Below are 20,530 nucleotides of genomic sequence, written 5' to 3' on the forward strand. Positions count from 1 at the left end.
GAGCGTCAGCTAGATTGTTCTTCTGAGGAACGTACTCCTCTATTAGCCAATAAATATAATACGGCCATTCGAATTGCCACACCGTTTTCTACTTGTTGTAGAATAAGTGCTTGTTCTGAGTCAGCAACTTCAGAAGTAATTTCAACTCCTCGGTTAATCGGCCCAGGGTGCATGATCGTGATAGGCTTCTCTAGGCGCTTTAGTCGCTCCATGTTTACCCCATATTGCATCGTATACTCGCGAATGCTCGGGAAATACTTGATGTCCATTCTTTCGTGCTGAACTCGAAGCATGTTCGCCACATCGCACCATGCAAGGGCTTTGTCTAGATCCGTTTCCACCTTCACGCCCAGCGTGTGAATGTACTTCGGTAGAAGTGTGGACGGTCCGCATACCATCACTTCGGCTCCCAACTTCTGAAGGCAGAAAATGTTGGAAAGTGCTACTCTTGAGTGAAGGATGTCTCCCACAATTACGACTTTCTTGCCATTGACATCTCCTAGACGTTCGCGGATAGAATAGGCGTCGAGCAATGCTTGCGTGGGATGTTCGTGTGTTCCGTCGCCTGCATTCACAATGGCTGCGTCGATATGTTTACTGAGAAACTGTGCAGCACCAGGGTTAGGGTGACGCATAACCACCATATCGACTTTCATCGAAAGGATGTTATTTACGGTATCAATCAGTGTCTCTCCTTTTGAAACAGAGGACGATGATGCAGAAAAATTCACAACATCTGCGGAAAGCCTCTTCTCGGCGAGTTCAAAGCTTAATCGTGTCCTGGTACTATTCTCAAAGAACAGATTGGCAATGGTAATATCTCTGAGGGAAGGAACCTTCTTAATAGGGCGATTAATCACCTCTTTGAACTGGTCGGCCGTTTTAAAAATGAGTTGGATGTCGTCGGCAGTGACGTCCTTAATTCCCAGTAAATGGCTTACGCTCAGCTCACTCATCATTTCTACTTTGAACGATAGAAACTCGGTTCATTTCATCTGTATCATCCCATTCTACAAGTACTCGCTCAGAGGCGATGGAGTCGACTTGTCGACCCACATAATCGGGTTGAATAGGAAGTTCTCTGCTAAATCTTCGGTCTACAAGAACGAGAAGTTCGATTTCGGAAGGGCGTCCGAAAGAAAGCACTGCATCCAATGCTGCTCGGATAGATCTTCCGGTAAAGAGCACATCATCCACAAAAACCACACGCTTGCCTTCGATGAGGAAGTCGATTCTTGTTTGGTTTGCCTTTAAGGGAGAATCTCTTCGACGAAAATCGTCGCGATAAAAAGTGGTATCCAGTCTGCCAGTAGGAATATCTGAAATGCCGTACTGTGACTTGAGGATATCTGAAAGTCTGGAGAGTAGTGGTAAACCGCGCGGTTGAAGGCTAATAAGAACGGTATTCTCGAAATCGGAATGGTTCTCAACGAGTTGGCAGGCCAGCCTGTTGAGGATGACGTCAATTTCCTTAGGGCCTATTAGATTCTTCGTAATCATAGTTCCGCTGGCGAAGATAGAAATAAATGTATCCGCAATTTGAAATTTATCTACTAGGGTTGAGATGGGATAATGAAAAACAGGTGGTTTCAAAAAAGAAAAAATACTGGAGACCGCTGTCGGAGAAATCAAACTTTACAAGTAAAAGTGTAGCTTTGAGGAGATGAACTCTTATATCTTTTCACACATGAAAAAAACGTGGTTGGCAATTTTTGCCGTAGCGGGAATGCTCGTAGCTTGTAACAATGCAGGTTCAGAAGGAGGAGAAGAAACGACTCCAGAAACTGAAATGCAGGCTGAAAACGAAGGAACTGAAATGGAAGCTGATCATGCAGATCACGCAGATCACGCGGATCACGCTGACCATGCTGACGATGCTGAAGACATGTCTTCTGAAGAGCCAGCAAACGAAGTTGAAGAAACAATGGAAGAAGTTGAGAAGGCTGTTGAAAAAGGACAGGACAACTCTGAAGCCATGCAAACTGAAGTTCGCGAAGTACAAAGCGGTGAAGGTCTATCCAAGCGATAGAAAAACGGCTCTGAACAGATTGGAAGTCGCCCATTGTGGCGACTTTTTTATTTGGTCATATTTTTGGAGTGTTATCTTCGTTTCAAATAAGACACAAACCACAACATATGCGATTTCTATTCACTCTATTGCTCTCCTCTGCTTCACTCCTATCCTTCGCTCAAGGCTTGAATTACTCTCCAGCCCGCCAGCTTGTTCGCTTAGATTTGGGAATGACCATCTTCAGCGATATCGATAAGGTCGGTGGCTACGCTGGTGCAGCATATGAATACTCCTTTATGAATCACTTTGGGGCCGACGTTCATTTGAACACTTCACTTCATCACCCTACGGATTACATTGGAAACCACGCATCGCGTTGGGGAGTTGGACTCAATCTCATCGGTCGATTGTACGGATTGAAATCGCCATATGACGTTAAATTCACCGCTGGAGCACGATATGGATCTCACTTTTACACGGAGTTAGAAGAGCAGAACGGCGTTATTGTAGCAGTAGATGGTGAGCGTAGATCTGGATTCTACCCCGTTCTCGGAGCGGGTTACGAACAAAGACTAGGCGATTGGTTACTCACTCTAGAATTCAATGTCGCTTTCGAAAGTAACGTGCAAACCTTCACCTCCCTTGCCATTGGAACAGGTTACCGCTTCTAACATTTTTTGTCAGAAAATATTTACGAGAAAGGGTTGTGAGGAAATGAATGCGTAAATTCAGTGTTAGACTCACGACAACCTAACATGAGACCTGCCGGAAAAACCGCTCTGATAACATTTGCCTTCGGGATTATTTGGATTTGGGGTAGTGACTTTTTGCTGTATATCCAATCGGATGAGCCGCACTTTCATTACGACGCTGCCTTTAAGGGCACTCTTTTCGTAATGATCATTGCTGTCATCATCTACCTACTAGTCCGCAACTACCAATACAAACTCCTGACTTCCGAGAAGAGCTATCGCAAGCTTTTTAACGACAGCCCGGAACCCATCATCATTATTCGACTTCAAGATGGCGTGATTCTAGACCTGAACCCAGCCGCCGTCACGTTTTATGAATATCCCAAAAATGAGCTAGTTGGAGGCTCGATTGATGCCGTAAGAATTTCTGAAAAAGATCTTAGTGCAGGTACCGACCGACATGTTGCCCAAAGCGGTAGGAAGTATACGGTAGATTTAAAAATCAATGAGCTCGTTTACCAAGGTGAGGATGCCTTGATTATCTCAATTCATGACGTCACTGAGCGCGAAGAACTCAAAAATGCGCTGCAACAACGGGAACGATTGTACAACGCACTAGTGAAGAGTGACCGTGCATATCTGATCCGCGTGAATATGGATGGGATCTACGAATTCGTCAACGAATCCTACCAAAACGCCTTCAAACACATCAATAAGAACTTCGTAGGAATGTCCTACACCGAAACGGTTCACCCCGATGATATTCAAAAGTGTATTGAAGTAGGCCAGCAATGCATGGCTTCACCAAGCCGGATGGTTCCTGCCTCACTTCGCAAGCACGACGGAAAAGGTGGTTTTGTACGTACAACCTGGGAATACATAGCCATTCTTGATGAAGACGGAAAGGTCAAAGGGCTTCAAGGCCTCGGACGAGACGAAGCTGAACTCGATGCGGTTAAGTCAGCATTCCAAAAGAATGAAACCCGAATAAATGTAATCTTGAACAGCATCAAGGATGGTTTCTTCATCCTTGATAAAGAGCTGAATGTCGAACTCGTAAACAACGCTTTTGCTGAACTCTTGAAAGCAAGTCCGGATGAACTCATTGGAAAACCTATTTCCGAGGTAATACCGAACTGGCAGAGCACAGTCTCCTCCATCGAGATTCCAAAGGCGCTTGCTGACAATCAACTCCGACAATACGAGGCGTATAATCCGTTCTTCGACATGTGGCTAGAGATTAGCGCAGTACCGTTTGATGATGGAATGGCCGTGCTGTATCGAGATGTTTCAAAGAATAAAGAAAGCAAGTTGGCTATCGAGAAAAATGAAGCCAATCTCCAATCACTCATTAACAACACTCGTGATTTCATTTGGTCAATCGATACAAATTATATCATTCTAACAAGCAACAAGTCAATACGCGATGCTGGCGAGAAAATTGGCGGCGGCGATCTTTCTCCAGGAAACACCGTACTCACAGAGCAAGGGGATGAAAATCTTTATCACCTATTCAAGAGTTCGTACGATAGAATGCTAAGAGGAGAACATGTTCAAGGAACCTATGATGTAAGTATTTTAGGCCTAGGTGTAGACTTGGTGACCTTTAATGGATCCCCCATCCGCGATAGCGATAATAACATTATTGGTGCAGCATGTTTCGCTCAAGATGTGACCGAACAGGAGGCTCAAAAAATTGCGCTCGATAAAGAGATTGAGAGATATAATATTATCGCCGCAGTTACCAAAGATGCCATTTGGGATTATGTGGTAAATAGCGATAAGCTGACTTGGAGCACAGGATTAAAATCCTCCTACGGTTACGATCTCACTGAAACAGACCTGGATTGGTGGGGCGAAAGGGTTCACCCAGCAGATCAGCAAAAGGCTGTTGAAACCTTCGACAAAGCTCTTTCCTCGAGTTCTAATAGCTGGTCAAGTCAGTATCGTTTCAGAAAATCCAATGGCGAGTATGTTTGGGTGAACGACCGTGGTCTGTTCATTCGTGACGAAGAGGATAATGCCGTCAGGGCTGTAGGCTCAATTCAAGATATTGACGAACTAGTGAAATCAAGAAAGGAGAATGAAACACTTTCTCTTGCGGTAAGTCGTTCTTCAGTAGGCTTGATTATCACTGACCCAGAAGGAAAGATTGAATGGGTGAATAAGGCATTTGAAGAACTTACTGGTTATGAACTACCAGAACTTGTTGGACACAAGCCCGGGCAAATTCTCCAGGGTGAAAACTCAAGTCCAAAAGCCATAGAAGCAATGTCTAATGCCGTAAAGAATGGCGAAGACGTCACCACCGAAATCTTGAACTACCGAAAGGATAAAAGCACGTATTGGGTGCGTATGAGCATAAGCCCAATCCGAGAAAACGGTGAAATTACGAGGTTCATGGCTCTGGCTACGGATATCACTATGGAGCGCGCCATCAATGCGAGGCTTATTCAGCAGAATGAAAACCTCAAGAAGATTGCGTTCATCCTTTCGCATGAACTCAGAAAGCCGGTCAGCTCTATTCTTGGATTATTAGAGCTATTCGACGCAAAAGACACCGCAAACCCAATGAATGCAGATATCATCAAATACATGCACAAGGCTACAAGTGAGCTAGATGAAATGGTTCACGAAATCATCCGTCAGTCTGCGTTGGTAGAAGAGTAATTGTGTGGATTCACACTTTTAACATGCATTTGACACACTCAACTCATTGGAAGTGAGCGGAATTCTTTAAACTTGTTACATGCTTCTCAAAACCGCTATGAAACTGACTCTTGCTAGTACCCTCATCATTGGGGCACTGCTGAGTTGGAATTCAGTAGGTAACCAATGTGAATCTCAAATCCAGTCGCCCGACTGTAATGTGATCAAAGAAGCACCTGCCGCTGAGCGCGACTCGCGCCCTACTCCACAGTCCGATTTAGAACTTCATCAATTCGACTATCCAGAGGTTATTCCAAACGCTCAATACAACGAGAAGCAACAACTCGTGTTGAACGAAGGAATAATAATTAGCACAGAAGCGCCAATTGTCGTTTAGATTGAAGCTTGCGCACTACCTTTGAGCAAAAGACAAAACGCATGAAACTATTCCTACCACTCGCTTTTCTAGCCTTCTTCATGGCCTCCTGTAATTCTAAACCAGAATCGAAAGACACTCAGCAGGAAACACAAGCCACGGCTGAAAAGGAGCCTGTAGTAGACAATCACGCAACTTCGGCCGCAGTAACTGCGTATATGGAACTCAAAAATGCACTGGTTGAATCTGACGTTGAAAAGAGTGCACAGGCAGCTACCTCACTAAGCTCGCAAATCGTAGAGCTTTCAGAATCAGACTCACTACTCGGCGTAATTCGCATCGCTTCCGACTCTCTAAGTATGACATCAAACCTGGATGTGCAGCGTTCAGCATTCGAAGTGATTTCAGACAACTTCTATATCTACTTAAAGAAGGAAGGACACGGACGTCCAATCTACAGACAATACTGCCCGATGGCCTTCAACAATGATGGCGCATACTGGCTTGCGGAAGAGGAAGACATCCTCAATCCATATTTCGGCGACATGATGCTTAAATGCGGTCGTGTTGACGAAGAACTATAATCCACTATCATGAAAAAGATACTTGCACTCGCATTGTTCATCCCCCTCTTCGGAATGGCTCAAGAGGTGAACTTTACCAGTAATTGGGAAGAGGCCGTAACACAAGCTAAAGCAGAACAAAAACCACTCTTTATCGACTTCTATACAGATTGGTGTGTGTGGTGCAAGGTTCAGGATAGTACAAACTTTGTCGATCCGACAATCTCAGCTTTCATCAATGAGAATTACGTGCCTGTGAAGCTCAACGCAGAAAGCGCTGGAGCCGAAGTTGCATTAAGATTCCGTCCCATGGGTTATCCAACCGTAGTGGTTTACGACCCTAATGCAGAATCCCCTAAGGAAATTCGCTACATGGGATACACTAAAGACAAGGAAGAATATCTCAATAAGCTTCAAGAAGATCTAAAGGAAGGCTGGGAAACGCTTGGATACGACCCACTTCAAGGCTCACCAGTGTTCCCAGATTTCATCCGTTCACGCTACCGTCTAGCGCAAGTGGGCTTTCCTCAAAAGGAAGATCTAACGGCTTGGTTTGACGAGCATGGCAACATGACCGATGAAGTTGCATGGTCTGTTGTTCAACGCGGTATTTATTACATGGATGACGCTATGATGGCCCGCATTGAACCGCATTTTGAAAAATATGAGATGCTTTACGGTGAAAGCAACGTAACCCGATTAAAGGAAAGCATCTTATACGCGAAGATTCGAGGAGCGGAAACGGAAGAATCACTCTTTGCAGCGCTAGAATGGGCAGAATCGAATGTCCCTAACGCGAATGAAAATCGACTCGCCTACATGGTGGACTGGTACGGAAAGCAAAAGATGTGGAACGAGTTCATAGAAACCTTAGCCACCCTAGTGGAAGAGCAAGAAGTGAGCGACGAGTATATCAATAGCACACTTTGGACCCTTGTAGAGGAAGAGTGCCAAGATCGTGAATCATGCAAGACAGCTACCGAGATTATGGCTGCCGTCGTTGAAGGTGATAATGTAGACCCTAACCACATTGACACTTTTGCATGGCTTCTATATCGCGCTGGTGAAACTGAAGAGGCCAAGGAACAAGCTCAACGTGCCATTGCTGAAAACGGGGGTGAAATGAAATCCTCAGAAGAGCTGCTCACGCTTATGGCTGAGTAATTCTAATGCAAAACACTCTGAAGGTCGGCCAATGTGCCGGCCTTTTTTATTTCAATTGATCGGCCCAATCCTTCAGGTCCGCTCCGTCGAAATTACCCGAACTCATAATCAAGTATACGGTAGATTCCGCCTTCTCAGACTTCAAGCGATCAAGTACTGCATCAGACTGCGTCAAGACTTGGATGTCGCTTCTTCCAAATGCTGTCGATACAATCTCTTCGTCAAGTGGTGGAAGCTTTTTGTGCTCCACAGCTTTTGGATTGAAATACACGAATGCTTCATCAGCATTATCCATGCTCCCAGCGTAGCCTGGAAGAAAATCCGGATTCAAACTTGAGAAGGTATGTAGCTCCAAGCACGCCACAACCTTGCTATCAGGATAGGTTTCTGCAACTGCCGAAACGGTTGCCTTTACTTTACTAGGAGCGTGTGCGAAGTCTTTGAAAACGCGTACGTTGGAGGACTCAGCCAAGGGCTCAAGTCGCTTGCTTGCACCGGTAAACGAGGCGATAGCCTCATAAAATTCATCCTCTTGAATACCCATCTCCAAGCAAATCCAACGCGCACCTTCAAGGTTCAACAAGTTGTGCTCGCCAATGATTTGTAACTGAACATCCCCAAAAGGTGTTTCCAAAATGCAGCTACCACCCTCCACTCGATAAGATGGCTTGTGGTATGCAAACTTCTTGATCTCGGTCTTATCTTCTTCTACCAATTTCTTCACAACGGGGTCGTCTGCATTGTAAACAAGGGCACCGCCGCGCTCCATCGTAGTCAGGAATATTCTAAACTGATCGAGATAATCGTCGAACGTAGGAAACACATTGATGTGATCCCAAGCTATGCCGCTTAGTAGCGCAATGTTGGGATGGTATAAATGAAACTTTGGACGTCTATCAATGGGTGAGCTCAGGTATTCATCGCCTTCGAGAACGGCGAAATCAGTATCGGCCTCAAGTGAAACCATGGTATCGAACCCCTCCAATTGGGCACCAACCATATAGTCTTCATGCCTGTCGTGATAGTGAAGTACATGCAAGATCATACTGGTGATCGTAGTCTTACCGTGACTTCCTGCAATCACTACGCGTGTCTTGTCCTTTGTGCGTTCAAACAGATACTCCGGATAGGAATAAATTGGGATGTTGAGTTCCTTGGCTTTAAGGAGTTCGGGATTGTCTTCTCGCGCGTGCATACCCAAAATCACTGCCTCTAGATCCGAGGTAATTCTCTCCGCATCCCATCCCATTTTTTCTGGAAGTAGTCCTGCTTTCTGAAGTCGAGATTTACTTGGCTCGAAGATTTCATCGTCGGAGCCGGTTACAACATCTCCTCTTTCATTGAGAGCTAGAGCTAGGTTGTGCATGGCACTTCCTCCGATGGCAATAAAATGTACGCGCATGTGGAAAAGATTTCTCCTGCGAAGATAAGGTGATGGGCTTAATTTCCCGAGAGATTCAGCTTTCTTGCTTCTTCTCCGGTGAGTGAGGTTAAAAATGCCATCAACGCTTCCCTTTCTCGGTCATTTAGCTCGAAGCTCACCCTCAAGCTATTCGTTTCTCTAGGCCCTCCTCCCGCCTCGTAAAAACGAATGACGCTATCCAATGTTGGAATAGAACCGTCGTGCATGTACGGGCCGGTGAGTTCAACGTTCCGGAGTGAGGGAGTTGGGAAGTGAAAAAAGTCCTCCGGGTTGTGCGTAAGCCTGCCTCGTCCGTAATCTGGGCCTCCTTCGATGACGGTATCAGTCGGAAGGCCTAGGTCGTGGTACAGTGTGTCTCGTTGAAGCGGACCAGCGTGGCAGCGACTACAATCTAACCGATCTGACTCGAACAACTCCTTACCCGCTAGCCATAGTGAGTCGGGAGTTTCGACATTCATCATGATGCGGTCGTACTTTGAATCGGTACTCCGCAACGTGAACTGATACGCGACCAATGCGCGAACCACGTGAGCATAGTCGTAATCCTCCCCAAAAACCTCAACAAAATTTGAATGGAGCGTCTCGTTTGAAGCAATTCGGCTCATCAATTCTGGAGCCTGCAAGCTCATTTCGAAATTGGTGAGCATAGGTGCTAAAGTCGCACGTTCGAGTCCCTCTACCCCGCCTTCTGCAAAGAAGTGCTTCTTATAAGCTACGTTGAAAAGCGATGGCGAATTGCGGAAGCCTGCTTGCGCATGAACTCCTGAGCTCACTCGTGCAGAATCTGCAAAAGCAAACTGTGGAATGTGACAACTAGAACAGGATATAGTGGAATCTAGACTGAGCATAGGTGAAGAGAATAGAAACTCTCCAATTTGCGCAGCTTCGTCTAAATCAGCCTTTACATCAATCGGATGGGGTTCAGGCAAATACTCTTGAGGATTGGAACATTGGGAAAGTCCTAGTACTAGGCTAATCCCGAGCAAGATTCTCATCTCTTGTGCATAGCGGCAGCGAAATTCTCAATGAACTTCTCAGCTAAGTAATAATCGCTTGGGGTGGTGTGCGATTGATTCTCATTAGGCAAATCGATGTATCCACCTGGACCATCCCAGAGCTCATCAACATCAATTGCAACATCGTAAATGACGGTTGTGCCTTCTGATACGGTGATTCCTTGGTCCAAGTTCACGTATTGTGAAAGGCCATCAGCACCGGGATGCAGGGCAATGAAGAAATCCGAAGATGAACCATCGATAGTGCCATCTGTAGCGCCGCGCCCTTCGAGAAGGACAAAGCGGTATTTCATCGCCCAACTCCAATATAGGCCCCATGAGGCGCTTAGTGGATGACCCGTAGCATAATCAATCGGGTTGCTCGCGTTCTGGTCTTCGGAAAGACCAAGAGTGAAATTCAAACCGGAATAGCTTCCAGCTTCAATGTTGTTAAAGGTAAAATCAACTCGACCTTCAGAGAAATCTACGACTTCCACAGCAGCAAGCTGACCATGGCCATTGAGTTTCAATGACGAGATGTAAAACTTCAAAGCTTCGATTCGAAGCGCCGCAACACTGTCTGTTCCGAACGTTTCATTCAGATTAACAGCTTCTCCATTTTGGTTCATACTGAAACGAACCATCATTGACCCCGGTTCAGGATCATCTTTACAGCCTGTGAGTAGCAGGCTTGCGAGTACAAGTGTTGCGAGTATCTTTTTCATGATGCTAATCCAACGTGAGGGCTTGCTCTAAATTGCCGAATAGGAATTGAGAGGCTAACCAATCATCGTTGTTATTTGGATTCGAAGTGATTTCGTCGATAATGGCGGGAGACAATCCTCCTTGGAACAACACATCCACATTGAAATTAAAGAAGATGGTAACCGGATTGTTCGCCGTCACTGAAAAGCTCATTGGTTTTTCAAACAGGATATTGAAGTCGTCTCCTGCAAGTCGGTATGAAAAATCAAGGTGTGGAGTGAGATTCACGGTATCATTGAGTAGTCGATACTTGCCGCGAATAACCATGTGATTATACCCTTCGGTACCGCGATAGATATCGTTCTGAAGAAGTACGTCTGGAGCGTCCGTATACGGCATGTAGTACGTTGCGCTGTCGAAGCCAAGAAGCAATTGATGCTCGCCTGTGTACGTTCCACCAGGAAGTAACCCCACTTTGTGATCTACGCTACTGAGCGATGTAACGCCGTAGGATGTATCAGCGTTTACTGTATCTCCAGTGGAAAGAGAAAACTCATAATTCGAGAAGGCAAGTCGGATATTTTCGATTTTGATTTGGGCGTCATTCAAGGTATAAATTGAATCCTTTTTCAAATCAGCTCCACCCCAATAGGTAAACACCCAGGCCTCAACGTTTCTGTTGTCCATGTTGCGTTGATCTTCTGGAACGAGGCTTTGTTCCTCACAAGAGGCAAGGAAGAGCGTACTAAGTGCTAAAGTGGCGAGTGCGAACTTTCTCATTTCGAGTATTTGTGTTTTGAAGTAGCAAGATATTAAAAGTACTAACGCGGATGTGTAACGAATATCACATCGCCTTGTATCAATGAGTTAGAGAGAGTCTGAATGAGTTAAATCTCCTCTGGAACCAAGCTCAATTGGTTCACGATGTTGAATTCATCGCTTTGCTCAATGGCATCCATGATTTGTTTCATGATGGATTGTGCGTCTGCGGAATAGTCGATATCCAAGGGCTCTTTGAATCTCAAATTCAAGGTTGTACCCTTCTTCTTCATGAGCAAACCTTTGCGGTCAAAGGCTCTTCTGAAACCATCAACTACAACCGGAATGACGATAGGTTCAATTTCCTTGATGAGATGCGCGGTACCCCTTCTCCCCTTCACAAACGGACGTGTAGTACCTTGTGGAAAGGTAATCACCCAACCGCTATTGATGGCTGATCGGATTTTTTCGATGTCTTTTGGATCCACTCCTCTGTCTACCGTTTTCCCAGCCTCTCTCCAACTTCTTTTGATGGATACGGAACCCGCGTAGGCCATTAGTCTTGGCAGAATACCTGCGCTCATGGTTTCCTTTGCGGCGATGAAATAAACGTTCAGTTTAGGAGCTAGGAGCGTCCAAATTGAATTGATTCTATTGTACTTCTTCCACTTCACGTGGTTGAAGGTCTGATACATGGCAGATACATCGGCGAAATAGGTCTGGTGGTTACTCACAAAAAGCACCTTGTTGGGTGGTAACTCTGCCAGATTCTCGGTTCCCTCCACCACGGTCTTGTTGGCGATATTAAATCGATACCACGTGATAGAGCCGAACAAAAAGATGATAACCCGCTTGATGAGAAGGTTATTTCCAAATGTATCCTGACTGAAAGGGTTCAACTTCATGGGGGTCGTTCTGAAGGTGCCAAAGATACACATCTTCAGATAGCAGGAAGTTTTAGCTGGAACTCTCTGATATAGAGTTGATGAGCGTTCCAAGCTCACTCAACATCATCGCAGTCGCCCCCCAGATGATGTGTCCGTTCCATTTGAATACAGGAACCTCAATATTGAAGCCTCCCACGTCCAACTTCTCCATCACCAGTGAGTTTTCATTTGTGAACAGCGATAGAGGTGCGTGCAAAATCTCCTCTACTTCTCGTTCTTCACGCACAAACTGCAATTCGTGCTTTGCTAGGCCAACAACGGGTTGGACCAAAAATCTAGAGGGAGGTATGTAGACTTGGGTCAACTCACCCCAAACCGAGTAATTGTCGGCTGACACACCTACTTCTTCGTGAGTTTCCCGAATAGCTGTTTCAATTAAATCGCTGTCTGAGTCTTCTACCTTTCCGCCAGGAAATGAAATCTGACCTGAATGCACTCCAGGGTAAGTGTTCCGTCGAATAAGTGCCACATGCGTCTCGTCCTGTATTGGATGAAGCAAGGCAAGGACGGCAGCATTCCGGGCATCGGGATTCTCTCGAGCCTCTTGCAAACTCGTTCTAGGCCGATTTGGAGGAACGGCTCTATACTGGGCATCTTGTCCGGGCAACGAGAAAGAACCCGCCTCCTGCATCACTTGCAAAAGGCGGGTGTGATTCAATATTTCTGAACGATTCACTCGTCTTAAACCTTTGGCTTACCTAACCACGCGTTGAGCATCCATACGTGCTTCTCTTGACGCGCAACGTAGGTGGTCAACATATCAATGGTACCTTCATCGCCGTTGTCGCCGGCTAGGCTAATCAATTCTCTTTCTAGCTTGATGAGCGTTTTGAGATCGCTTACCACAGCTTGAACCGACTCTTCCCCTGTGAAAATATTTTTCACCACCGGAATTGAACTATTGTCGATGTAATCTTGATATGTATGCATGGGAACACTCTCGAGAGTGAGAATTCGCTCGGCAATTTCGTCGACGCTCTCCTGTGCTTCCGTGTAGTACTCTTCAAATTTCACGTGAAGTTCAAAGAAGTCTCTACCTCGGATGTTCCAGTGTACCGCGCGTAAATTTTGATAATGAATCTGAAAATTCGCCAACAATTGGTTCAACTTAGCCCCGAGATCGTTGGAATCGTTTTCATTTAATCCTATCATGTTCTCGCTAGTCGTCATCTTTTCTGATTTTTGTTTGACTCAAAGGTCGGGAAGATGCTATAAAAAGCCTTTATATTGTCATAGTTAATAACCATCTAATGCCCTTTACTCTTTGAAAAAATCGATTGGGAAATTCATTTACTTCATTTTCGGCTGGAAGCTCTCTGCTTTAGGCGATAAAACCGAGTATGGACATTCGGTTATGGTCGCCGCACCGCATACTTCCAACTGGGATTTCCTGTTCGCCCTAGCGGGATTCTGGATCCTGGAGCTGGACGTTCGATATTTCATCAAGGACAATTACACTAAGTCGGTTGTAGGCTTTTTGTTCAAATGGACAGGAGCACTTGGGGTTAACCGAGAGGCGCGAAACAACCTCGTTCAACACACCATTGATTTGCTCAATGAGCACGACCAGATGGTGATACTTGTGCCAGCAGAAGGTACGAGAAAGAAGGTTGACAAATGGCGAAAGGGATTTTACCACATTGCCAAAGGAGCGAATGTTCCCATTTCGATGGGGTTCTTAGACTATGAAAAGAAGATAGGTGGCGTTGCAGGTGCCTTTTGGCCAACGGATGACGAGGAAGCGGATTTCCAAGTGCTTCAAGACACCTACAAGCAGTATACGGGTAAGTACCCCGAAAACTACAATGAGCAAATCTACTGATGCCCGACTATCCCGAGCTCATTTACTCCTCTACGCACATCACGTTACGTCGGAATGAAGGTGGAGACCAAATCAAAGATCTAATCCGTAATACGTGGCTGCACCTCACTCCAGAAGAGTGGGTTCGTCAGCACCTGCTAGGCCATCTCGTACACGAGTTAGGCTATCCACCTTCTACCATTGCCATTGAAAAGAAGGTAGATATCAACGGTATGCCTAAACGCTTTGATGCACTCATCTATCACAAAGGAACTCCGGCCATACTCATAGAGTGCAAGGCCCCTAATGTGCCCCTCACGGAAAGCGTCTTTCATCAAGCGTGTAGATACAACTCGCAGTTAAAGGCACCGATGACAATCTTATCAAATGGTCTCCAAACTATAGTTGCGATTGTAAGCTTCGACACCGGACAAATACAGTTTGTAAAGAGTATCCCAAATAAGTTGGATTGGGAGTCAAATTTGTGACGAAACACACAACATTCGAGCGCTTCACGGTTTAAATTTGCACCATGCGCAGACTTGGTGCTATCCTTTTGATTCACGTATTGTTGTTTCCCCAAATAGCTCAGGCTTTTTTGGTGACAAACTATGTGATACACATGGAGGCAATTGAGGAGGCGTATTGCGTGAACAAAGCCAAGCCAGAGCTTGAATGTCATGGCTCTTGTCACCTTCAGAAGGAGATTGCCATTACTACTGGGTCTGACGATGACTCGCCTGTATCTCCTAAGATTCACAGACTGTCGGAGTTCTTATTATCGTTGGATGATTTCAACGTATCACCTAAGTGGGGTTTCGCTCCAACTCAGGAAACGGTTTATCCGCCAAGTACCTGGGGAATTCAACCGACAGACATACCTACTCCCCCTCCCAAATAATTGCAGTCGCTGATTACGTAATACTGCAATTTTAAATTTATGAAGCCATTGCACATGGCGGTAGCACTAACACTTATGAGTGCTTCCGCGCTGGGCTGTGATGCTTGTGGATGCAGACCAAACTCAGGGATTTGGGGAGTTGGACATGGTTTCGACTCGTCCATTGGTTTGGGCTATCAACAAGCCGTATTTCACAGTCGGCATCCAGGAATATTTGACCCTGAAGCCATTTCTACGTCACAAGAGTTGTTCCGACAGTTTCAACTCAACGGAGGTTTTGTCATCCATCCAAAATGGATGGTGGTGGCATCCATTCCGTGGGTGAGTAATGTCTATGACATCGACGGCGAGTACAATACGGTATCCTCTTTAGGGGATATTCAAGTAGGAGTTCGGTACCGAATAATCGAGCCTGAAAAAGAGCGTGACCTCGGTATGGATGGACAAATATCTCTCAAAACCCCTACGGGAGAATGGGAAGATAATCCTCTTTACTTGCCTGCGGCCATCTTGCCGGGAACGGGGTCTTGGGACCTCAACTTCGGTGCAAGAGTGTGGAAGCCGCTATCTGAACGATGGTTAGTAGATGCTTTTGCCGGAGCTGTGATTCCGGGTGAGAACTCTGATGGAGAGCAATTTGGTCCGCGGATGAACTTCGGGACCTCTGGCTATTTTGAGTTCTTCAGCGAAAGCGATCATTTGGCCCTATTCGAGCTTGGATATGTCGGAATGCTCGACGGTGTCGACCACATTTCCGTTGATGGCAGAAGAACTCCGGTCGAGAAAACTTCGGGTCAATTTCACAGTCTGACGTTAGGAATCACCTATCGCCTACGTCAGTTTATGGTAAGGGGAATTGTTGGCATCCCTTTCTCGCAATCGTTTGCGGATGGATGGGTGACCGCGCAGCCAACGGCGCAAATCAACTTCGTTTACACTTTTAAGAAAGAATCATGAAACTAGATATCATCCAAATTGCAACCATTGGTCTAATGGCATCACTTGTTGCTTGTACTCAAGAAGATCCCATTCAAGACAACCCAATGCCTACGGTAGAATTCTCTATAATGAATCCCGCAGAAGGTGCTATGTACATGCTTGGGGATACGGTAAAAATTGAGGGGAGCGTGGCATATGAGCCTGGATTACACGGCTATTCGCTAGAGGTAATCAATACTCATATGGATTCAACTGTGTTTTACATGGATGAGCATGCACATGGTGGAGAAATCAACTTTAGCGAATTCTGGGTGAATGATGTCATGCACCACAGCGATATGCTCTTGATTGTATCAGCCGCCGTGAACCACGAAGGTGACACTGAGTCGGACACGGTTCGTTTTCATTGTCACCCTATGTAATAGAGGCTTCACACCAAACAAGAAACCCCGCATTTCGCGGGGTTTTGTTTTTTAGCACGTGATATAGTCAGTTGGTATGATTATGTTCTCTTTTGTTGCTAGCGTGACCGTGCTCCAAACACGAAAGATCATAATGGATGATTGCAGTTGACTCCATTCCTGTATTGTTCAATCCCCAGGCGCTTCTGATCGGACAGATGAGCCAATGGAAATCACGCTCCTTCCCGTTGCTAGCATAATCCTCGCAACGGCATCCCTTTTCGCTAATATAATTTCCACCTAACCATTTAGGCCAGAGTCCTCCATTATTTAGAATTACTGCAAATGTGGAACTGGCTAGGATTATCACAACAGTAATCAGGAGTAACTTTCCACTTTTCATGAGTTCAATTGGAAGGTTAATCATCAAATTTTGTGTGTAGGTCGCCGGGGCCATGGTAGTAGACGACGAAGTAGGGAGCTCGATGTCGCCTATCACTACCGCTTCCCTTCCACCATTTTACTCGTCCACCTTCAAAATACTCAGCGGTCATAATTCGCTCACCACTTTTCAACCTAATAGAACCAATTGTAACACCATTGTTAAACACGGTGTACAACCCTCCTCTTTTACTTTGATATAAGTGGCTGTTCCAATTGTACGGGTCCCGTCCCTCTTCAAAGAATTGAACTCCCAAATAGAACTCCCCCATCAAAGCACGATTGAACTGAATAGGCAATACACAGTCTTCATCTGCCAAGTCGGGGTCAATTTGAAACAACGAAGAAGCAAACACCCTTGACGTATCTGCATTGTATATCACCACTCGAAACCTAGCGGAGCTGCGAAGAACCTCCACGATTCGTAATTTTAGAGAATCAAGAAAGACTACGCTATCTGCATTATAGCCCAACAATCTGATATCCCCAGGCTCTCTCTGGTACTCACCACGACATCTACGATGGCGAATAGACTTAACTTCCTCATGTGCGAACACATCCACTTCTTTTAAAGCGGTCTCATCGAGTTTCATCATCACACTGTCGCCATGAAAAACCACAATCGTAGTATCACGATATGTCAATGAATGTAGCGAAATTGACACTGTAGAGTCTGGAATAAACAAGATACCATCTTCGGAGCTCATCCAAACGTAGGAATCGAGTTTAGCTACTATAGGCTCAGATAGGGGTACTCCTTCCTCATTCAATAACACAACCGAAAAACCTTGTGCCGAGAGTAAATGACTCGACACAAGGAAAGCTAGAAGGACTCTTTTAATGTCCATGATCATCACACGTTGCGTCTAAATGGATTTCAGGTGTAGACCATGTCCCAGTGTTGTTCATCCCCCACAAGCTTCGAACAGGACAAGCTACCCAATGGCCTCCAAAATTTGCGTAGTTCTTGCATTCACAGCCAACGGTGCTCACGTAGGAACCTCCTAACCACTTGGGCCATGCTCCCATAGATTGTACTCCAACGCCAGCTGTTCCGCCACCTATAGCGGCACATACCATTACAGTCGCAGCCAACCCGCGACCTACTCTTGCTTTCGGAATGAGAGCCTCTTTAAATCTTTTCATTAAACAAAAGGTTTGGTTAAACATTTACTGTGCATTAACTGCATCACCAAACTATCCGAAACCTTCAACTTAACGTGTCATTATTTACTGCAGAATTTGTCAGTATTCTCGACAATTTAAACAATTAGATTCTCCGCTTTATTTATGCAGGAAATCGTAATTAATTAAAAATCAATGGATTAATATTGAAACGCTAGCGCTACTACAAAAAATCATCAAACACGGTCCATTTCTCACCAACAAAAAAACCCTGCAGATGGCAGGGTTTTAAGAAACAATAAGCGACCTCTTTTTACTTAGACGCCACAATCTTATTCTTTGTCAATTCGTAGGTCAACGCATTCGAGAAATCCTCGGAAAAGGAGTTCATCGAACTTGGGTTGTACGTCTTAGATTGGGCCGACCATTGAAGGGATTCGTCATTCGCATCAAAAACGTTCGTCTCCAAGAAGTACGTCTGATCTTCGGTGTAATAGCCCGGCTCATATACAGCGCCATACGTGTAGCCTACATATGTACCCCAACCGCCGTAGTACCCTATGCCTACAGCTGGGTAAGAGCGAGTTCCTGGAACATAGCGGGATTCTGACATCACGTCTTTAAGCGCCATGGTCATGATTGCATCGCATCCGAGTTCACGAATTTTCACAAGTACCTCTTCTCTTTTCTGGTCTGTATCAGCTCTGTATGTAGGGGGATAATGCGTAGTACTCATTTCCACTGCTACTCCGGCTTTAGCAAGCTTTTCGGCAACTGCATTTTCGAAAGCAGTTCGAGCTTGGATGTTCTCTGATAGTCCAATGATGTACACCTTCTTATACGGCAAGTTCGCAGAAGGTTCTTGTGCGCTCCAAGCGCCAACAAACTTGGTGGATGCCCCGCAAGCCACCATTACAGATACGGCCGCAATGGCCAATAGCTTAGAATAAAACTTCATATTCAAGGAATTCAATTAGTGCAATTTAAGGTCGATGCCCAACATGAGATTCATTTGCAGAATGCTCGAAACGGCGCTAAGTCCGACATCACATCCGCCTCCGCCACACCACAATCCAGCTCCTAAGCCTTGTACAGGTGCCAAAAGCTGTGTTCTGAAGTTGACGCCAAATTTATCGGTTAATGACAATCGCGCTCCGAACTGTCCGCCGAAGGCAAAAAACGTTTCTGTATCGTACAGTGGGTTGGCAGGGTCAAAGATGGCTAAGCCAAGCAACACGCCTCCGAAAGGAGCAATTTTAGAATTCGTTTCGAGATGGTAAGTCGAGCCTGCCATGATGTAGTTCACATTCATACGCGTAATCGTCTCACTTCCAAAACTTCCCCTCTCGTCGAACTTCAAATCGGTTCCTTGATAGGTGTAGATGATGTTGAAACCGAGACTCTTGTTCAACCCGAAATCCAAACCAAATCCAAACGCGTAGCTATCCTCGAGATAGAGTTCACCGGTTGTCGTTCTCAATCGTCCAAAGAATTGATACCCGTTGTAGGCCTGCAAACTGATGTCTTGAGCCAAAACTGATAGTGACCCGAGTGAACAAGCTAGAATGGTTAGGTGTAATCTTAACTTCATAGGAATAGTTCTTGTGAATAAATATAGCTCAACTCGGTCAATGGTCAAGGATTAGCAGCCATGATTATTCATATTTTTGAGAAGAAGAAAGACTTTATGCAGATGAACATTCGCAATCAACATATCATTCTAGGCGCACTCTTCCTCACCCTAACTGCTGGAACTCCGCACAATGGAGACGGTGGCACAAATCACAGTACCGGGTTTACTGAGGACTACAGAATCCACGCCTTGTCAATTCCTACCGACCTTACGCTAGGAGGTGAATCCATTCCGCTGAATGATCCAGAGGTGTATGAAAGACTTGACCGTGAGCTTCTTGTAAACACATACTGGCAAAGCAATACGCTGTTGATGATCAAGCGAGCCCACAGATGGGTTCCAAAATTTGAAGCCATCTTCGAAGCCGAAGGCGTTCCAAGCGACTTGGTCTACCTCGGACTCATCGAAAGTGGCTATCAAAACGTCGTATCACCCGCAGGAGCTGCAGGGTACTGGCAGTTCTTAGAGTCGACAGGAAAAGAATACGGACTCATTATCGACAACGAAGTTGACGAGCGCTACCATCCTGAAAAAGCAGCTCTTGCAGCCGCAAAATATCTCAAAGATGCCAAAGAAGAGTTTGGTTCATGGACGCTAGCCGCTGCGAGTTACAACATGGGTAAAGCCGGTGTTTCTAGACAGCTCGAGCGTCAAGGCGTAGATGATTATTACGATCTCCTACTGAATTCTGAAACTGCTCGATACGTATTCCGAATCGTTGCTGTAAAAGAAATCGTTTCGAACCCCGCGAAATACGGCTTCCTTCTAGATGAAGAAGATTACTATCCCCAGATTCAAACTACAACGGTAGAAATAGATTCTGCCATTGCTAGCTTCCCAGAGTTTGCGACCGATTTAGGCATCAATTACAAGACGCTCAAGTACCACAACCCATGGTTGAGAGAGGCCTATCTTAAGAATAAAAACAAGCGAACCTATCTCATCGAAGTACCTGTAGATAAGAGCTTTATTTCAGAAGAGGAGTAGTGAACATCCATCCATCAG

25 protein-coding genes are annotated in these 20,530 nt (G+C 45.5%); 12 read left to right on the forward strand and 13 right to left on the reverse strand.

Annotated elements, in window-relative coordinates:
* Nucleotides 1-5 precede the first annotated feature (5 nt).
* Nucleotides 6-956, reverse strand: coding sequence for an aspartate carbamoyltransferase catalytic subunit (locus tag F8C67_RS03400; protein WP_151666385.1), 951 nt, complete (start codon nt 954-956; stop codon nt 6-8).
* Complete coding sequence (gene pyrR, locus F8C67_RS03405) at nt 949-1,500, reverse strand: bifunctional pyr operon transcriptional regulator/uracil phosphoribosyltransferase PyrR (RefSeq protein WP_151666386.1); 552 nt, start codon at nt 1,498-1,500, stop codon at nt 949-951. The genes F8C67_RS03400 and pyrR overlap by 8 nt, the downstream gene beginning before the upstream one ends.
* Nucleotides 1,501-1,687: 187 nt before the next feature.
* Here pyrR and F8C67_RS03410 point away from each other — a divergent pair, with 187 nt between their 5' ends.
* The 6 genes from F8C67_RS03410 to F8C67_RS03435 all read left to right on the forward strand — a co-directional run bounded on the left by F8C67_RS03410 (nt 1,688) and on the right by F8C67_RS03435 (nt 7,455).
* Nucleotides 1,688-2,029: a hypothetical protein gene (locus tag F8C67_RS03410; RefSeq protein WP_151666387.1), complete on the forward strand. Its 342-nt coding sequence runs from the start codon at nt 1,688-1,690 to the stop codon at nt 2,027-2,029.
* A 107-nt stretch (nt 2,030-2,136) separates the two neighbouring features.
* Nucleotides 2,137-2,682, forward strand: a complete 546-nt coding sequence (locus tag F8C67_RS03415) for a hypothetical protein (protein WP_151666388.1) — start codon at nt 2,137-2,139, stop codon at nt 2,680-2,682.
* Between the two features lie 84 nt (nt 2,683-2,766).
* Nucleotides 2,767-5,373 (forward strand): PAS domain S-box protein, encoded by a 2,607-nt coding sequence (locus tag F8C67_RS03420; RefSeq protein WP_151666389.1) that lies wholly within the window; start codon nt 2,767-2,769, stop codon nt 5,371-5,373.
* A gap of 79 nt (nt 5,374-5,452) precedes the next feature.
* A complete protein-coding gene (locus F8C67_RS03425; protein ID WP_170266344.1) occupies nt 5,453-5,749 on the forward strand; it encodes a hypothetical protein in 297 nt (98 codons plus the stop codon).
* 41 nt (nt 5,750-5,790) lie between these two features.
* Nucleotides 5,791-6,312: a DUF3347 domain-containing protein gene (locus F8C67_RS03430; protein ID WP_151666391.1), complete on the forward strand. Its 522-nt coding sequence runs from the start codon at nt 5,791-5,793 to the stop codon at nt 6,310-6,312.
* Nucleotides 6,313-6,321: 9 nt separating this feature from the next.
* Complete coding sequence (locus F8C67_RS03435) at nt 6,322-7,455, forward strand: thioredoxin family protein (RefSeq protein WP_151666392.1); 1,134 nt, start codon at nt 6,322-6,324, stop codon at nt 7,453-7,455.
* A gap of 46 nt (nt 7,456-7,501) precedes the next feature.
* Here the strand turns inward: F8C67_RS03435 and F8C67_RS03440 are convergent, their stop codons facing one another.
* From F8C67_RS03440 to F8C67_RS03470, 7 genes are all read right to left on the reverse strand, one after another.
* Nucleotides 7,502-8,857: a UDP-N-acetylmuramate--L-alanine ligase gene (locus F8C67_RS03440; protein ID WP_151666393.1), complete on the reverse strand. Its 1,356-nt coding sequence runs from the start codon at nt 8,855-8,857 to the stop codon at nt 7,502-7,504.
* Nucleotides 8,858-8,895: 38 nt separating this feature from the next.
* Entirely contained in the window at nt 8,896-9,873 is a 978-nt protein-coding gene (locus tag F8C67_RS03445) for a cytochrome-c peroxidase (protein WP_151666394.1), read from the reverse strand.
* The gene (locus F8C67_RS03450) at nt 9,870-10,598 is read right to left on the reverse strand and encodes an MbnP family protein (protein WP_151666395.1); all 729 of its coding nucleotides are present in this window, start codon (nt 10,596-10,598) and stop codon (nt 9,870-9,872) included. The genes F8C67_RS03445 and F8C67_RS03450 overlap by 4 nt, the downstream gene beginning before the upstream one ends.
* Before the next feature lie 4 nt (nt 10,599-10,602).
* Nucleotides 10,603-11,358, reverse strand: a complete 756-nt coding sequence (locus tag F8C67_RS03455) for an MbnP family protein (RefSeq protein WP_151666396.1) — start codon at nt 11,356-11,358, stop codon at nt 10,603-10,605.
* A gap of 107 nt (nt 11,359-11,465) precedes the next feature.
* Nucleotides 11,466-12,242, reverse strand: a complete 777-nt coding sequence (locus tag F8C67_RS03460) for a lysophospholipid acyltransferase family protein (RefSeq protein WP_151666397.1) — start codon at nt 12,240-12,242, stop codon at nt 11,466-11,468.
* 52 nt (nt 12,243-12,294) lie between these two features.
* A complete protein-coding gene (locus tag F8C67_RS03465) occupies nt 12,295-12,960 on the reverse strand; it encodes an NUDIX hydrolase (protein WP_151666398.1) in 666 nt (221 codons plus the stop codon).
* 5 nt (nt 12,961-12,965) lie between these two features.
* The gene (locus tag F8C67_RS03470; protein ID WP_151666399.1) at nt 12,966-13,454 is read right to left on the reverse strand and encodes a Dps family protein; all 489 of its coding nucleotides are present in this window, start codon (nt 13,452-13,454) and stop codon (nt 12,966-12,968) included.
* A gap of 94 nt (nt 13,455-13,548) precedes the next feature.
* On the opposite strand from F8C67_RS03470, the gene F8C67_RS03475 reads away from it, so the two are divergent.
* From F8C67_RS03475 to F8C67_RS03495, 5 genes are read left to right on the forward strand one after another with little or no spacing between them, the layout of a single operon-like run.
* Nucleotides 13,549-14,106 carry a 1-acyl-sn-glycerol-3-phosphate acyltransferase gene (locus F8C67_RS03475; RefSeq protein ID WP_151666400.1) on the forward strand — a complete coding sequence of 186 codons (558 nt, stop codon included), beginning with the start codon at nt 13,549-13,551 and terminating at the stop codon, nt 14,104-14,106.
* The gene (locus tag F8C67_RS03480) at nt 14,106-14,573 is read left to right on the forward strand and encodes a type I restriction enzyme HsdR N-terminal domain-containing protein (protein ID WP_151666401.1); all 468 of its coding nucleotides are present in this window, start codon (nt 14,106-14,108) and stop codon (nt 14,571-14,573) included. The genes F8C67_RS03475 and F8C67_RS03480 overlap by 1 nt, the downstream gene beginning before the upstream one ends.
* 44 nt (nt 14,574-14,617) lie before the next feature.
* Complete coding sequence (locus F8C67_RS03485) at nt 14,618-14,986, forward strand: hypothetical protein (protein WP_151666402.1); 369 nt, start codon at nt 14,618-14,620, stop codon at nt 14,984-14,986.
* A gap of 39 nt (nt 14,987-15,025) precedes the next feature.
* A complete protein-coding gene (locus F8C67_RS03490) occupies nt 15,026-15,943 on the forward strand; it encodes a hypothetical protein (RefSeq protein ID WP_170266345.1) in 918 nt (305 codons plus the stop codon).
* On the forward strand, nt 15,940-16,347 hold the full coding sequence (locus F8C67_RS03495; RefSeq protein WP_151666404.1) for a hypothetical protein: 408 nt from the start codon (nt 15,940-15,942) through the stop codon (nt 16,345-16,347). The genes F8C67_RS03490 and F8C67_RS03495 overlap by 4 nt, the downstream gene beginning before the upstream one ends.
* A gap of 398 nt (nt 16,348-16,745) precedes the next feature.
* Here the strand turns inward: F8C67_RS03495 and F8C67_RS03500 are convergent, their stop codons facing one another.
* The 4 genes from F8C67_RS03500 to F8C67_RS03515 all read right to left on the reverse strand — a co-directional run bounded on the left by F8C67_RS03500 (nt 16,746) and on the right by F8C67_RS03515 (nt 19,483).
* On the reverse strand, nt 16,746-17,615 hold the full coding sequence (locus F8C67_RS03500) for a hypothetical protein (protein ID WP_151666405.1): 870 nt from the start codon (nt 17,613-17,615) through the stop codon (nt 16,746-16,748).
* On the reverse strand, nt 17,605-17,913 hold the full coding sequence (locus F8C67_RS03505) for a hypothetical protein (protein ID WP_151666406.1): 309 nt from the start codon (nt 17,911-17,913) through the stop codon (nt 17,605-17,607). Before F8C67_RS03505 ends, F8C67_RS03500 begins: the two co-directional genes overlap by 11 nt.
* Nucleotides 17,914-18,205: 292 nt before the next feature.
* Complete coding sequence (locus F8C67_RS03510) at nt 18,206-18,850, reverse strand: hypothetical protein (RefSeq protein WP_151666407.1); 645 nt, start codon at nt 18,848-18,850, stop codon at nt 18,206-18,208.
* A 15-nt stretch (nt 18,851-18,865) separates the two neighbouring features.
* Entirely contained in the window at nt 18,866-19,483 is a 618-nt protein-coding gene (locus F8C67_RS03515; protein ID WP_151666408.1) for an outer membrane beta-barrel protein, read from the reverse strand.
* A gap of 60 nt (nt 19,484-19,543) precedes the next feature.
* Between F8C67_RS03515 and F8C67_RS03520 the strand changes: the two genes are divergently transcribed.
* A complete protein-coding gene (locus tag F8C67_RS03520; protein WP_223277499.1) occupies nt 19,544-20,512 on the forward strand; it encodes a lytic transglycosylase domain-containing protein in 969 nt (322 codons plus the stop codon).
* Nucleotides 20,513-20,530 lie beyond the last annotated feature (18 nt).

The organism is Phaeocystidibacter luteus (assembly GCF_008933115.1).
GTDB lineage: Bacteria > Bacteroidota > Bacteroidia > Flavobacteriales > Schleiferiaceae > Phaeocystidibacter > Phaeocystidibacter luteus.

Bases quoted from the DNA above. Each gene is read 5' to 3' on its own strand.
- pyrR (WP_151666386.1), bottom strand. From the start codon at position 1,500: ATGATTACGAAGAATCTAATAGGCCCTAAGGAAATTGACGTCATCCTC.
- F8C67_RS03445 (WP_151666394.1), bottom strand. From the start codon at position 9,873: ATGAGAATCTTGCTCGGGATTAGCCTAGTACTAGGACTTTCCCAATGT.
- F8C67_RS03450 (WP_151666395.1), bottom strand. From the start codon at position 10,598: ATGAAAAAGATACTCGCAACACTTGTACTCGCAAGCCTGCTACTCACA.
- F8C67_RS03470 (WP_151666399.1), bottom strand. From the start codon at position 13,454: ATGACGACTAGCGAGAACATGATAGGATTAAATGAAAACGATTCCAAC.
- F8C67_RS03410 (WP_151666387.1), top strand. From the start codon at position 1,688: ATGAAAAAAACGTGGTTGGCAATTTTTGCCGTAGCGGGAATGCTCGTA.
- F8C67_RS03495 (WP_151666404.1), top strand. From the start codon at position 15,940: ATGAAACTAGATATCATCCAAATTGCAACCATTGGTCTAATGGCATCA.
- F8C67_RS03440 (WP_151666393.1), bottom strand. From the start codon at position 8,857: ATGCGCGTACATTTTATTGCCATCGGAGGAAGTGCCATGCACAACCTA.
- F8C67_RS03435 (WP_151666392.1), top strand. From the start codon at position 6,322: ATGAAAAAGATACTTGCACTCGCATTGTTCATCCCCCTCTTCGGAATG.
- F8C67_RS03490 (WP_170266345.1), top strand. From the start codon at position 15,026: ATGAAGCCATTGCACATGGCGGTAGCACTAACACTTATGAGTGCTTCC.
- F8C67_RS03515 (WP_151666408.1), bottom strand. From the start codon at position 19,483: ATGAAGTTAAGATTACACCTAACCATTCTAGCTTGTTCACTCGGGTCA.
- F8C67_RS03520 (WP_223277499.1), top strand. From the start codon at position 19,544: ATGATTATTCATATTTTTGAGAAGAAGAAAGACTTTATGCAGATGAAC.
- F8C67_RS03510 (WP_151666407.1), bottom strand. From the start codon at position 18,850: ATGAAGTTTTATTCTAAGCTATTGGCCATTGCGGCCGTATCTGTAATG.
- F8C67_RS03460 (WP_151666397.1), bottom strand. From the start codon at position 12,242: ATGAAGTTGAACCCTTTCAGTCAGGATACATTTGGAAATAACCTTCTC.
- F8C67_RS03455 (WP_151666396.1), bottom strand. From the start codon at position 11,358: ATGAGAAAGTTCGCACTCGCCACTTTAGCACTTAGTACGCTCTTCCTT.
- F8C67_RS03415 (WP_151666388.1), top strand. From the start codon at position 2,137: ATGCGATTTCTATTCACTCTATTGCTCTCCTCTGCTTCACTCCTATCC.
- F8C67_RS03500 (WP_151666405.1), bottom strand. From the start codon at position 17,615: ATGGACATTAAAAGAGTCCTTCTAGCTTTCCTTGTGTCGAGTCATTTA.
- F8C67_RS03425 (WP_170266344.1), top strand. From the start codon at position 5,453: ATGCTTCTCAAAACCGCTATGAAACTGACTCTTGCTAGTACCCTCATC.
- F8C67_RS03400 (WP_151666385.1), bottom strand. From the start codon at position 956: ATGAGTGAGCTGAGCGTAAGCCATTTACTGGGAATTAAGGACGTCACT.
- F8C67_RS03430 (WP_151666391.1), top strand. From the start codon at position 5,791: ATGAAACTATTCCTACCACTCGCTTTTCTAGCCTTCTTCATGGCCTCC.
- F8C67_RS03480 (WP_151666401.1), top strand. From the start codon at position 14,106: ATGCCCGACTATCCCGAGCTCATTTACTCCTCTACGCACATCACGTTA.
- F8C67_RS03505 (WP_151666406.1), bottom strand. From the start codon at position 17,913: ATGAAAAGATTTAAAGAGGCTCTCATTCCGAAAGCAAGAGTAGGTCGC.
- F8C67_RS03485 (WP_151666402.1), top strand. From the start codon at position 14,618: ATGCGCAGACTTGGTGCTATCCTTTTGATTCACGTATTGTTGTTTCCC.
- F8C67_RS03420 (WP_151666389.1), top strand. From the start codon at position 2,767: ATGAGACCTGCCGGAAAAACCGCTCTGATAACATTTGCCTTCGGGATT.